The sequence below is a fragment of the Streptomyces sp. WZ-12 genome (genome assembly GCF_028898845.1).
Classification (GTDB): Bacteria; Actinomycetota; Actinomycetes; order Streptomycetales; family Streptomycetaceae; genus Streptomyces.
In genome coordinates this window covers 1,279,181-1,291,956 of the sequence record NZ_CP118574.1, presented here as the reverse complement: position 1 = coordinate 1,291,956, position 12,776 = coordinate 1,279,181, and the positions used below count along the sequence as shown (strand labels likewise).

Genomic DNA, 12,776 nt, shown 5'->3' with positions numbered 1-12,776 from the left:
GGCGTCAGTTCCAGATGCCGGTGATGTCGGCCGCCGCGGCGGCGTTGCCGGCGTGCGCGGTCAGCCCGGCCAGGTCCTCCAACGTGCGCAGGACGTTGTAGTGGTTGTAGGTGGTGTCGGTGGTGCTGCCGGGCGCCACGTGTGCGCCGTAGAAGAGCGTCGGGATGCGGTTGCCGGACAGCCGGTCGTCCTCGTCGAAGGTGACGGCGAGGATGCTGTTGTGGGTCTTGGCCCACTCCGCGTAGCCGGCGAGGTTCTCCTTGAGCCAGCCGTCGCCGGTGGCCACCGAGCAGTCGTGCATGTCGTTGCACAGGTCCGGGATGACGAACGAGACCTTCGGCAGGGTGGTGTAGTCCGACGGGAACTGGTCGAAGGACTGCGCGGTGTCGGTCGGCACGTTGTCGAAGCCGAACCACGGGTTGTGCTTCTGCGCGTACTGCCCGCTGCTGCACACCGTCGAACCCTGCTCCGGTAGGCCCTCGTTGTAGCTGCCCCAGCTCTTGCCGGCGGCGATCAGCTCGGAGGCCAGGTTGGGCGCGGTCAGCGAGCCGACCGGCACGCAACCGTCGTCGGTGCGCCCCTGGTTGGAGCCGGAGAAGAGCATGTAGTAGTTGGGTTCGCTGGGGTGGGTCAGGGCGTGCGACTGGGTCAGGTCGGCGCCGCCGGCCTTGAGGGAGTTCAGGTAGGGCGCGTGGGAACTGCCGATGACCTGGCCGTAGGCGTGGTTCTCCAGCACCACCACGACCACGTGGTCGGGGGCCGGGAGCCCGGTGGGCTGTGCGCTCGCGGTGGCGCCGGTGGTGGCCCACAACCCGAGCGAGGCGGCGGCCAGCGCCGCCGCGCCGGCCAGCGCGGCGAGGGAACGCCGGGTGCGCTTGCGCGCGTTGACTGCGGTCATGACTGTCCTCCGGACGGAAGCGACGGGTGTGCGACGACGGGCGTGCGGGGGAGGGGCGCGGTAACCCTAGAAGCCGCCGCGCGGATTCGGCCGCGACCGGAGGATGAAGAACAGGCGAACGAATGGCCTTGGGGGGGTGGGGTGCGATGTTCCGTCAAGTGACGGTCGGAGCGCGGGAGTTGTTGTGCCGCCAGGCGGTCGCGCGGGCCGCCCGGGCGCTGGAGCCCTCCGGGGCCCGGGCGGTGCACCGCGGGTGCCGGGGTGTCAGGCCCCGGTGCGCGGCGCCGCGGGGGTGTCGCCGCGCACCGCGTGCAGGTACAGCAGCAGGGTGTCGACGGTGAAGTACGAGCTGTACGAGATGTCCGGGGTGTCCCCACCGGTGTGGTAGCCGCCGATCACGCCGATCACGGCGTAGCCGCGGGAGTCCCGCACCAGGAACGGCCCTCCGGAGGTGCCGCCGACGTAGCCGGTGCAGGGGATCTCCAGGAAGTCGCCGGGGGCGGCCGGGTCGGTGCTGGTGTAGCGGTGGGTGGACGAGGAGCAGTCCAGCGGCTCGGGGTAGTGGGCGTCATCGCTGCCGGGGTAGCCGACGAGCCGGACCCGGGGGTGGTCGTAGCCGGGGTAGGCGAACAGGTCGTAGCCGCCGGTCACTTGCTGGACGCGGGCGCCGTCCTCGCGGGGGCCGACCTTGACGACCGCGTAGTCCCAGCGGGCGCCGCCGTCCGTGCCGAGGTCGTAGTAGTGCTGGTCGAGGTAGATCCGCTCGACCGGGTAGATGCCGTGCGGCTTGCGGCCGTCGTGGTACTGCGGCACGAAGGACAGGTACTTCTTCGGGTCGGGGGAGCGCAGACAGTGTCCGGCGGTGAGCACGAGGTCGCGGTGCGGGCTGCGGAGCACCGTTCCGCCGCAGAACCGGCCGGTGTTGGTGCCGTCCGTCCAGAAGAACGTGCCCACTTGGGGCAGCCCCTGGAAGGGATGGCTGGGCGGCGCCGGCGGGGTGGTCGCCGCCCGCCGGGCCAACGCGCCCTTGTCCACCACGGGTTCGGCGGCCTCCATGCGGTGCGCGGTCCAGTACGCGTCGACGTCGGAGGCCGGGTCGCCGACGGCGCGCGCGGGCGGCGCCGGCACCGCGAGCAGCGCCAGCACCAGCACGAACAGGGCGGCGAGCGGCACGGGGGCGGGGCGCCGGCGGGCGGCCAGGGGTCTGCCCATGGTCGGGTTCCTTTCGGGGGGAGACGACGTGCACGACGGGATGCGGTCGGGGCCGTGCGGTCCGGGTGCGGTGCCGGGGTGGGGGACACCGGCTCACCGTCCGGCGGTCGCGGTGCAGGGGCCCGCCCGCTCAACCTGGCGGGCCCCAGGGCCTGTTCGACGGGTCAGGGTCGGACCGGCCCCAGGCCGACATGGTCGTACGCCGGGGGGCGGCTGACCAGAGGGGGCGTCATCCGTTCTCCGTGGCGTCCCCGCCCGTTTCCCCGGCCGTGCCGTCGAGTTCCGCCAGAATGCGCTCCCGGTCCTCGTCCAGGGCCGGGATGCGGTCCATCCGGGGCTCCCGGCCGGCGACCGTGACCGGCGGCAGCAGCGCCCGCAGCGGGCCGACGGGCGAGTCCACGGTGCGCCAGCGGTCCCGGGCGGCGAGCTGCGGGTGGTCGGTGAACTCCGCGACGTCGCGCAGCCGTCCGTGGGCGATCCGGGCGCCGGCCAGCCGCCGTTCGATCTCCTCGGCCGGCAACGCGCCGAACCGCGCCTCGATCCGCTCCCGCAGTGCCGCCCGGTTGGCCACTCGCACGGAGTTCCGGGCGAACCGCGGGTCGGCCGCCAACTCCGGCCGCCGCAGCACCTCCCCGCAGAACGCCCGCCACTCCCGCTCGTTCTGGACGCCGAGGAAGATCCGGGTGCCGTCCGCCGCCGGGTACGGCCCGTAGGGGGCGATCGCGGCGTGCTCGGCGCCGGAGCGGGGCGGGGTGGTGCCCCCGTAGCCGGTGAAGTAGGCCGGGTAGCCCATCCATTCGCCCAGCGCCTCCAGCATCGACACCTCGAAGGCGCCGCCCCGGCCGGTCCGTTCGCGCTCGTAGAGGGCGGTCAGGATGCCGCTGTAGGCGTACGTCCCGGCGGCGATGTCGGCCACCGGGATGCCGATCTTGGCCGGTTCCCGCTCGGTGCCGGTCAGCGACATCGCCCCGGCCTCGCACTGCACCAGCAGGTCGTACGCCTTCTCCCGCTCGTACGGGCCGCCGCTCCCGTAGCCGGAGATGCCGCACACCACCAGCCGGGGGTGCGCCGCCAGCAACTCCCCGGCGGACAGGCCCAGTCGGTCGGCGGCGCCCGGCGCGAGGTTCTGCACGAAGACGTCGGCGCGGGCGATCAGCCGGCGCAGCACCGCCGCGTCCCCGGGGCTCTTGACGTCCAGCGCGATCGACTCCTTGTTGCGGTTGAGCCAGACGAAGTGGCTGGACATGCCGCGCACCGTCTCGTCGTAGCCGCGGGCGAAGTCGCCGGTCCCGGGGCGCTCCACCTTGATGACCCGGGCGCCGAGGTCGGCGAGTTGACGGGTGGCGAAGGGCGCGGCGACGGCCTGTTCGAGGGCGACCACGGTGATGTCGTCCAGGGGGAGCGGGGGCATGAGCGGACCTTTCCTGAAAAGACGGGGCCGGGGCGGCCGGTGGGGGTACCTATGAGCGCGTGGATCCGACCGACGGATCCCCGGATCCGGCAGGGATCCGGTGGCACCCCCACGCATCCGCAGGAGTCACCATGACAGCCGACCGGCACGGGCACGCCATGACCGACACCGGCGCCGAGGCCCTCGGCCACTACGAACAGGCCCTGGACGACCTGCTGTTCTTCCGCCCCAGGATCGAGGAGACCAGCGGGGCGCTGCTGGCCGCCGCGCCCTGCTCGCCCATCGGGCACGCCCTCGCCGCCTACCTGGGCGTGTTGGGCACCGAGGAGCAGGGTGCCGCGGCCGCCCGGAAGACCTTCACCGCCTTCCGCGCCGGTCTCGACACCGCCCGCCTCACCCCGCGCGAGCGGATGCATCTGGCCGCCGCCGGCGCCTGGTTGGACGGTGACTGGCGCACCGCCGGCCGGGTCCTCGGCGAGATCGCCGTCGCCCACCCCCGCGACCTGCTCGCCCTCTTCGCCGGTCACCACCACGACTTCCTCACCGGCGACGGGCTGCGGCTGCGCGACCGGGTCGGCGGCGCGCTCGACGCCTGGGACGAGGACGATCCGCACTACGGCCCGCTGCTCGGCATGTACACCTTCGGCCTGGAGGAGAACGGCCACTACGAACACGCCGAACAGACCGGCCTGGCCGCCCTGGAGCGGCACCCGCACGACGTCTGGGGCATCCACGGCGTCGCGCACACCTACGAGATGCGCGGCCGGTTCCTCGACGGCGCGCGCTTCCTGGACGCCCGCACCGACGCCTGGTCCGAGGGCACCCTGCTCACCGTCCACAACTGGTGGCACTACGCCCTCTACACCCTGGAGACCGGCGACACCACCCGCGTCCTGGACATCTACGACGCCGCGGTGCACCACGAGGACTCCGGCGACGTGGCCATGGAACTCATCGACGCCGCGGCCCTGTTGTGGCGGCTGTACCTCGCCGACGACGACCAGGGCGCCCGCTGGGCGGCCGTCGCCGACGCCTGGGAGCGCCGGGACGACGGCCCGCACTACGCCTTCAACGACGCCCATGCGGTGATGGCGTACGTCGGCGCGGGTCGCCCGGCGCGGGCCGAGCACCTCATCGCGGACCGCGAGCGCTGGCTGGCGGCCACCCCGGCCGGCCCCGCGCCCGCCAACCGCGCGATGACCGCCGACGTCGGCCTGCCCGTCTGCCGGGCCCTGGTCGCCTACGGCCGGCGGGACTTCGCCGCCGTCACCGACCTGCTGCTGCCGATCCGGCACCGGCTGCACGACTTCGGCGGCAGCCACGCCCAGCGGGACGCGGTCCAGCGCACCCTGGTCGAGGCCGCGCTGCGGGCCGGCCGGCACGACCTGGCCGGCACCCTGCTCAGCGAGCGCAGTCGGCTCCGCCCGATCTCCCCCTACAACTGGTCGGCCAAGGCCCGGTTGGCGGAGCGGACGGGCGACCCGGAGCGCGCGGCGGCGGCCCGGGAGCGGGCGCGCGTCCAGGCGGCCGGCCGGGTGGGGACCGTCTGAAGCGGGCCGGGGCGGCTCAGGCCAGCAGTTGCTCCGCCCAGATCACCTTGCCGTCGGTGGTGTAGCGGGTGCCCCAGCGGTGGGTGAACTGGGAGATCAGGAACAGGCCCCGGCCGCCCTCGTCGGTGGTCCGCGGATGCCGCAGGTACGGGGAGGTGCTGGAGCCGTCGCACACCTCGCAGATCAGGGTGTGCTCCAGGATCAACCGCAGCCGGATCGGCCCCGACCCGTACCGGATCGCGTTGGTGACCAGCTCGCTGACCACCAACTCGGTGGTGAACGTGAGGTCCGGCAGCTCCCATTCGGCCAGTTGTCGGGCGGCCATCTCGCGGGCGCGGCCCACCACGGCCGGGTCTGCGTCCAGCTCCCAGGCGGCGAACCGGTCCGGGGCCAGGCCGCGGGTCCGGGCCAGCAGCAGCGTGATGTCGTCGTGCTGCCGGCGCGGCGTCAGGGCGCCGATGACCGACTCGCACAGCGCGTCCAGGGCCTCGTCCGGCGCGGCGAGCGCGCGCAGCAGCCGCTCCTTGGCCGGTTCGCCGGTCCCGGGGACCGCGCCGGCCAGCAGCCCGTCGGTGTAGAGCGCCAGCACGCTGTCCTCCTTGACGGCCACCTCGACGGCCTCGAACGGCAGCCCGCTGACGCCCAGTTGGGGGCCGACCGGCAACTCGGCGAAGGTGGCGGTGCCGTCGGGGTCGACGATGACCGGCGGCGGGTGTCCGGCGCTGGCCGCGGTGAAGGAGCGGCCCACCGGGTCGTAGACCGCGTACAGGCAACTGGTGCCCACCGCACCGGCGTCGGCGCCCTGGCCGCCCTCCTCCGACACCCGGCTGACCAGGTCGTCGAGGCGGGCCAACAGCTCCTCAGGGCGCAGGTCCAGGGCGGCCAGCGTCTGCACGGCGGTGCGCAGTCGCCCCATCGTGGCGATCGCGCCGATGCCGTGCCCGCGCACCTCGCCCACCACCAGCGCCAGCCGCGCCCCGGACAGCGGGATCACGTCGAACCAGTCGCCGCCCACGCCGGCCAGTTCGTCGGCCGGCCGGTAGCGGGTGGCCAGCGACAGGGCGCTGTGGTCCAGCACGCCCTGCGGCAGCAGGCTGCGCTGGAGGGTGAGCGCCGCCTCCCGTTCCCTGGTGTAGCGGCGGGCGTTGTCCAGGCAGACCGCGGCCCGCGCCACGAACTCCTCGGCCAGCCGCAGGTCGTCGGCGGTGAACGGCTCGCCGCGCGCGCCGCGGAAGAAGCTGGTGACGCCCATCGTCGTGCCGCGGGCCCGGATCGGGACCACCATCGCGGTGTGCAGGCCCTGTTCGCGCAGTGCCCGGCGCCGGCCGCCGGGCACGTCCGCGGCCCACTCCTGACCGTGCGGGTCCAGCCACTCCATCCGCCATGGCTTGCCCTCGACCAGCGCCCGGATGGGCGGGGACCAGGAGTGGTACGACGCCAGGTCCCCGACGTCGACGACCGCCTCGGGGATGCCGGCCCGGGCGGACTGCTGGCCGCCGCGGCGCAGCGCGACCCGGTCCGCGTCGCCGGGCGGCCCGGTCAGCGGGTCGCCGCCCCGGATCACCGAGTCCAGCAGGTCGACGGTGACGAAGTCGGCGAGGTCGGGCACCGCGACGTCGGCGAGTTCCTGGGCGGTGCGCAGCACGTCCAGGCTCTGGCCGATGGCGGTGCCGGCCCGGTCCAGCAGGATCAGCCGCTGGCGGTTGCGGTACCGCTCGGTGATGTCGATGACGGTGTAGCAGACGCCGATGGGGCGGCCGTCGCCGTTGTCGAGCCGGACGAAGGACATCGCGTGGGCGCGTTCGTGGTGCGGCTCCGACTGGGGGCGGCCGATGTGTTCGTAGCCCAGGACCGGTTCGCCGCTCTCCAGGACCCGCCGCATCTGGGCCTCCAACGCCTCCGCGTCCAGGCCCGGTTGGACCTCGGCCAGCCGCCGCCCGATCCGCTCCCGGGCCGGGCCGCCACCGAACCGCTCCAGCGCCACGTTCGACCAGACGAACCGCAGGTCGGTGTCGACCACGGCCATCCCGACCGGCGTCTGGAGCAGCAGTTGCTCCAGCACCGCCCGGCTCATCTCCCGCCCGGGGAACACCGACGCCCGGGTGGCCACCGCCAGCCAGTGCGCCGCCCCCGTGCCGTCGACCGCGCGGGCCAACTGCACCGTGACGTCGACCGGTCCGCCGTCCTTGTGCCGGGCGGTGACGGTGCCGCTCCAGCCGCCCCGCGTCCGGCACTCCGCGGCGATCGCGGGCAGCCGCGCCGCGTCGTCGGGTGCCAGCAGGGCCGCGGCGGTCCGCCCCACGACGTCCGCGGCCGGGTGGCCCAGGAGCCGTTCGGCGCCCTCCGGCCAGCTCTCCACGCGGCCGCGGGCGTCGCACAGCACCAGGGCGGCACCGGCGATGTCCAGCGGTGCCTGCCGTCGTGCGGGGCCGTGCTCCTCGAAGTCCACCATCTGAGCCGTTCCGTCTCTGCCGGACGAGCCGGGTGCATGTGTTATATGCGCTATTTACCCCATATGAGGCTACTGGCCCCGGGCCTTTCGCCCCGTCTCACAGCCCGGCGAGTTCCCTGGCCCGGGTGAGCAGGTCGACCAGCATGCCCGGGGTGAGCTTGCCGGTGAAGGTGTTCCGCTGACTCGGGTGGTAGCACCCCAGCACCCGCAGCTCCCCGAGCCCCCCGACGGCCGGCAGGACCACCTCCGCGCCGTGGCCGAACGCCGGCCGGGGCCGCGGCACCGACCAGCCCGTCGCGCCCAACACCGGCCACAGGGCCTGCCACCCGAACCCGCCCAGCGCCACCACCGCCCGCAACCCCGGCGCCAGCAGCCCCAGCTCCGCCGCCAGCCAGGGCCGGCAGGCGTCCCGCTCGCCCGAGGTCGGCCGGTTCTGCGGCGGCGCGCAGTGCACCGGCGCGGTGACCCGCACCCCGTACAGCTCCAGCCCGTCGCCCCGGTGCGTGGCGGTCGGCTGCGAGGCCAGGCCCACCGCGTGCAGCGCCGCGAACAGGAAGTCCCCGGAGGCGTCGCCGGTGAACATCCGGCCGGTGCGGTTGCCGCCGTGCGCGGCCGGCGCCAGGCCCACCACCGCCAACGCCGCGGTGGCAGGACCGAAACCCGGCACCGGCCGGGCCCAGTAGTCCCAGTCCCGGAACGCCGCCCGCCGCTCCGCGCCCACCCGCTCCCGCCAGGCCACCAGCCGGGGACAGGCCCGGCACTCCACCACCGCGGCGTCCAGCTCCGGCAGTCCGCCGCAGCGCGGCGCCCGCTCGGCCGGATACCCGGGCGCCTCCGTGCCGACCGGCGCCCCGCCTCGGTCCCGATGCATCCGCGCCGCTCCTCTCCGGGCGCCGCCCACCGGCGCGCCGCACCCCGGTATACCGGGTCATCCGCCCTCACCCCGCCCGTCGTCCGTCGGCGAGAGCAGCAGCAGCGCCACGTCGTCCAGCCGCTCGGCATGGATGCCGCGCCGGGTCAGGACGGCGTTGGCGAGGCAGTCGAGGTCCACCGGCCCCGCCGCGGCGAGGTCCGCGGCCAGTGCCGCCACCCCGTCGTCCAGGTCCGCGCCCGGCCGCTCGACCAGCCCGTCGGTGTAGAGCGCCAGCACCGCACCGGGCGGCAGGGCGACCGTGGTGGCCGAGTAACGGGTCCCGTGCGCCACGCCCAGCAGCATGCCGGGCGGCACCCGCAGCACGTCCGCGGGCCCGTCGGGATGGCGCAGCACCGGCGGCGGATGGCCGGCGCTGGCCAGCCAGGCCAGGTGGGTGCGCAGATCGAGGTGGACGTAGAGGCAGCTGGTGAACAGGTCCGGGTCCAGGTCGGCCAGCAGCCGGTTGGTGCGCGCCAGCACCTCGTCCGGCGCCGCGCCGGCCGTCGCGTAGGCGTGCACCGCGGTGCGGGCCTGGCCCATCAGCGCGGCGGCCGCCGCATTGTGCCCCTGGACGTCACCGATGACCGCGGCCACCTGGTGCGCGCCGAGCCGGATCAGGTCGTAGAAGTCGCCGCCGATGTCCATCCCGCGGGTCGACGGCAGATAGCGCGCGGCGACCGACAGCCCCTTCACCGGCGGCAGCCCGCGCGGCAGCAGCCCCGCCTGCAACTCGTGCGCCAACTGCTGCTTGGCGTCGTAGAGGAACGCCCGGTCCAGGGCCTGCGCCATCAGCCCGGCCAGCGAGGTCAGCACCTGGCGCTCCTCCGGGGTGAAGGTCCGCGGATGTCGGTAGGCCAGGATGCAGCAGCCGACCGGGCGGCCGGAGACGATCAGCGGCAGCACCGCCCGGGCCGCCATCCCGGTCAGCTTCCCCAGCCCGGGGAACTGCCGCTCGGTCTCCTCCAGGGAGCTGAAGAAGCTCGGCTCGCCGGTGGCCAGGGCGCGCACCGCGGGACTCTGCGCGGTGCTCAACGGGATGCCCTCGAACGCCTCCACGGCCTCCTCCGGGTAGCCGCGCTGACCGACGGTCCGCAGCCGGCCCGCCTCCGCCGCGTACATCAACATCCCCTGGGCGCCGAACGCCGGCACGATCTGCTCCGCGAACAGGTCCGTGACGTCCTGGACGCCCACCGTCTCGGTGAGCGCCGCCGCCAGGTGCAGCACGTGGTACATCTGCGTGGCCCGCACCGGCAGCACCTCCGCCGGCCAGCGCGCGGCCGGGTCCTGCTCCTCGTCCGCGGCGCCGAACCACACGCTCACCCCCCGGCCGTCCGGGAACAGCCGGAACGTCAACCACTGCTCCGGCGGCCGGCAGGCGGTGAACGAGGCGGGCCGGCGGCTGAGCACCGCGGCCCGACACCGGTCCTCGAAGACCGGGCCGCCGAGCCACGGCAGTGCCTCCCACGGCCGCGCGCCCAACAACTGCCCCGGCCCCGCGCCCAGCAGCTCCGTCGCTCCGGTGCTGAGCATCGTGATCCGCCCCTCCAGATCGAGCGCACAGCCGCCGCCCGGCAGTCGCTCCACGAAGTCCACCGCGGCCCGCGCCTCGTCCGGACCGGCGATACGGGCCGGGGGCTTCGGTACCACCAGCGGCCCGTCCGGGCTCCGCCCCACGGGCAACAGCGCGGCCAGCCGCCGACAGGCGGCCGCGAACGCGGCGCGCTCGGCGGGCGACAGCTCCGGCGGGTGCCCCGCCGGCCACAGCAGCACCGCCGCGCCCCGGCACCCGGACCCGTCGTCCAGCGGCGCCGCACCCAGCGCGAAGTCGTACGGCAGCGCCACCGCCGTCCGGGGAAAGTCCCGGGCCAACTGCTGGTGGCCGGCCGCCCACACCAGGCACTGCCGGCGCGCGGCCACCGCGACCGGGATCGGTGCCGCCAGCGCGATCCGACGCCAGGGGGCCAGCACCGGCGGCGGGAGCCCGCTCAGCGCCGTCAGCCGCAGCACCGGGGTGTCCGGGGCCAGCTCGTAGACCATGACGGCCGAGGCCCCGGTGTCCGCCATCGCCCGCAGCAACTCCTGCCCCAGCGAGACCTCCCCGGCCCCACGGGTCGTCGTCACGGTGCACCTGCCCACAGCCACGGCACAGTGTTGACGTTACGCCGCCGGGCGTCGACCAGCAGGCCCGCCGGACACCGGCCCGGAAGGCCCGCGACGGCGGCCTCACTCCGTCTGCTGCGGCCGCCAGGTGGCGGTGACCGTCAGGGACGCCCGCCCGTTGGCCCCGACGATGCCCAGCTTGAGGTCCTGGCCGATCTGCACCCCGAACTGCACCGACATCTCGGGCGGGAGCCGCTCGGCGGTGGTGACCGCGTCATGGATCTCCTGGAGCAACTGGCCCAGGGGGTGGAGCGTGGTGCGCAGCGCGGCCGTGACGGGCGCCTTTCCCAGCCCGAGGAAGGCGTCTTCCGCGGTCTCGGGCGGACCGGGCGCACCCTGCGCCGGCGCGAGCTCCAAGCGGATGGATGTCCCATCGGCGAGCGTGAGTTCAGCGTGATTCGGCACGGTCCCCATTGTGCCGATCGCCCGCGATCAGGCGGGGGGAACGGGCCGAACACCGGGGCCACGCGGACAACTTCCGTACGTAGCAAGGCGGCTACGTTCCGCGAGGGCGGGTGGCCGCCCGGCCCGCGCTCCCGCCCCGCGCGTCCGCCCCCTCCTCGCCCTCGGTTTGGCGGAGGCGCCCGCCGCTACGTAAAGTTCCGCCGAAGCTCGAACAGGGTTTGAGGGCCGGAGGCGGCCGGCCTGGCGAGACCGTACGAACCCAGGAAAGCGGCAGCGGCGATGACGGTGACCGAAGAAGGCCGGGCCGAGGGCGTAGGCATCGACGCGGAGCGGATGGCGATCTGCCTCGGCGTGTTGGAGGAGCTCGACACCCTGCCGCTGGACCACCCCGACGCGATCGCCATACGACGCGCCACCGCCGGCGTCTTCCGCGAGGTCAAGCGGCGCCGCCGGCAGGAGCGCCGGGCCGCCAAGACCGCCCACGACAAGGCCGTCACCGAGGCCACCGCCACCGGCGCCGCGGACCGGATCGACGACGAGACGATGGGCCGCGCGCTGGCCAGTTCGGTGAGCACGGAGCTCGCCGGCATCCTGGAGCGGCCCCGCTCCTGCTACGTCTGCAAGGACCGGTACGTCGAGGTCGACGCGTTCTACCACCAGCTCTGCCCGTCCTGCGCGGAGGAGAACCGGGCCCGCCGGGAGGCCAGGACGGACCTCACGGGGCGGCGCGCGCTGCTCACCGGGGGCCGCGCCAAGATCGGCATGTACATCGCGCTCCGCCTGCTGCGGGACGGCGCACACACCACCATCACCACCCGCTTCCCCAACGACGCGGTCCGGCGCTTCGCGGCGATGCCGGACAGCGCGGAGTGGCTGCACCGGCTGAAGATCGTCGGGATCGATCTGCGCGACCCGGCGCAGGTCCTCTCGCTCGCCGAGTCGGTGCGCGCCGAGGGCCCGTTGGACATCCTGATCAACAACGCCGCGCAGACCGTGCGCCGTTCGCCCGAGGCGTACCGCAAGCTGGTGGAGGCCGAGTCCGCGCCGCTGCCCGCGGGGGAGTTGCCCACCCCGGTCATCCTGGGCCGCTTCGGCAGCGGGGCCCCCGAACTGCCGGCCATAACGGCCGGCGAGGCCGACCCGATGACCGCCGAGCACCTCACCGCCCTCGCCCTGACCAGCGGTTCGGCCTCGCCGGCCCGGATCGAGGCGGGCACCGCGATCGACGCCGGCGGGCTGGTGCCCGATCTGCACGCGCGCAACAGCTGGATACACAAGGTGGACGAGGTCGACCCGGTGGAGCTGCTGGAGGTCCAGCTCTGCAACATGACCGCGCCGTTCCTCCTGGTCAGCAAGTTGCGTCCGGCGCTGGCCGGCTCCCCGGCCCGGCGCAAGTACGTGGTCAACGTCTCCGCGATGGAGGGCCAGTTCAGCCGCGGCTACAAGGGGGCCGGCCACCCGCACACCAACATGGCCAAGGCCGCGCTCAACATGCTCACCCGCACCAGCGCCCGCGAGATGCTGGAGACCGACGGCATCCTGATGACCGCGGTCGACACCGGCTGGATCACCGACGAGCGCCCGCACCCGGAGAAGATGCGGCTGGCCGACGAGGGCTTCCACGCCCCGCTGGACCTGGTGGACGGCGCGGCCCGGGTCTACGACCCGATCGTCCGCGGTGAACAGGGCGAGGACCTGCACGGCTGCTTCCTCAAGGACTACGCCCCGTCCCCGTGGTGAACCCCCGCGGCCGCCGCACCGGGGTCGCGCTCCGC

9 protein-coding genes are annotated in these 12,776 nt (G+C 74.6%); 2 read left to right on the top strand and 7 right to left on the bottom strand.

The window, feature by feature from the left end; genetic code table 11:
• Positions 1 to 4: 4 nt before the first annotated feature.
• The 3 genes from PV796_RS05275 to PV796_RS05265 form a co-directional block, all read right to left on the bottom strand.
• Complete coding sequence (locus PV796_RS05275) at positions 5 to 898, bottom strand: alkaline phosphatase family protein (RefSeq protein ID WP_274911732.1); 894 nt, start codon at positions 896 to 898, stop codon at positions 5 to 7.
• 264 nt (positions 899 to 1,162) lie between these two features.
• Complete coding sequence (locus PV796_RS05270) at positions 1,163 to 2,110, bottom strand: trypsin-like serine peptidase (protein ID WP_274911731.1); 948 nt, start codon at positions 2,108 to 2,110, stop codon at positions 1,163 to 1,165.
• A gap of 229 nt (positions 2,111 to 2,339) precedes the next feature.
• Complete coding sequence (locus PV796_RS05265) at positions 2,340 to 3,521, bottom strand: CaiB/BaiF CoA transferase family protein (RefSeq protein WP_274911730.1); 1,182 nt, start codon at positions 3,519 to 3,521, stop codon at positions 2,340 to 2,342.
• 131 nt (positions 3,522 to 3,652) lie between these two features.
• Between PV796_RS05265 and PV796_RS05260 the strand changes: the two genes are divergently transcribed.
• Complete coding sequence (locus PV796_RS05260; RefSeq protein WP_274911729.1) at positions 3,653 to 5,071, top strand: tetratricopeptide repeat protein; 1,419 nt, start codon at positions 3,653 to 3,655, stop codon at positions 5,069 to 5,071.
• Positions 5,072 to 5,087: 16 nt separating this feature from the next.
• Here PV796_RS05260 and PV796_RS05255 read toward each other — a convergent pair whose 3' ends face one another.
• The 4 genes from PV796_RS05255 to PV796_RS05240 form a co-directional block, all read right to left on the bottom strand.
• Positions 5,088 to 7,523 carry a SpoIIE family protein phosphatase gene (locus PV796_RS05255; RefSeq protein ID WP_274911728.1) on the bottom strand — a complete coding sequence of 812 codons (2,436 nt, stop codon included), beginning with the start codon at positions 7,521 to 7,523 and terminating at the stop codon, positions 5,088 to 5,090.
• Positions 7,524 to 7,620: 97 nt separating this feature from the next.
• Positions 7,621 to 8,394 (bottom strand): uracil-DNA glycosylase, encoded by a 774-nt coding sequence (locus PV796_RS05250; protein ID WP_274911727.1) that lies wholly within the window; start codon positions 8,392 to 8,394, stop codon positions 7,621 to 7,623.
• A gap of 57 nt (positions 8,395 to 8,451) precedes the next feature.
• Positions 8,452 to 10,500, bottom strand: coding sequence for a SpoIIE family protein phosphatase (locus PV796_RS05245; protein WP_274918876.1), 2,049 nt, complete (start codon positions 10,498 to 10,500; stop codon positions 8,452 to 8,454).
• A 159-nt stretch (positions 10,501 to 10,659) separates the two neighbouring features.
• Entirely contained in the window at positions 10,660 to 11,010 is a 351-nt protein-coding gene (locus tag PV796_RS05240) for a CU044_2847 family protein (RefSeq protein ID WP_342456885.1), read from the bottom strand.
• A gap of 270 nt (positions 11,011 to 11,280) precedes the next feature.
• Here PV796_RS05240 and PV796_RS05235 point away from each other — a divergent pair, with 270 nt between their 5' ends.
• Complete coding sequence (locus PV796_RS05235) at positions 11,281 to 12,741, top strand: SDR family oxidoreductase (protein WP_274911725.1); 1,461 nt, start codon at positions 11,281 to 11,283, stop codon at positions 12,739 to 12,741.
• Positions 12,742 to 12,776: the final 35 nt, after the last annotated feature.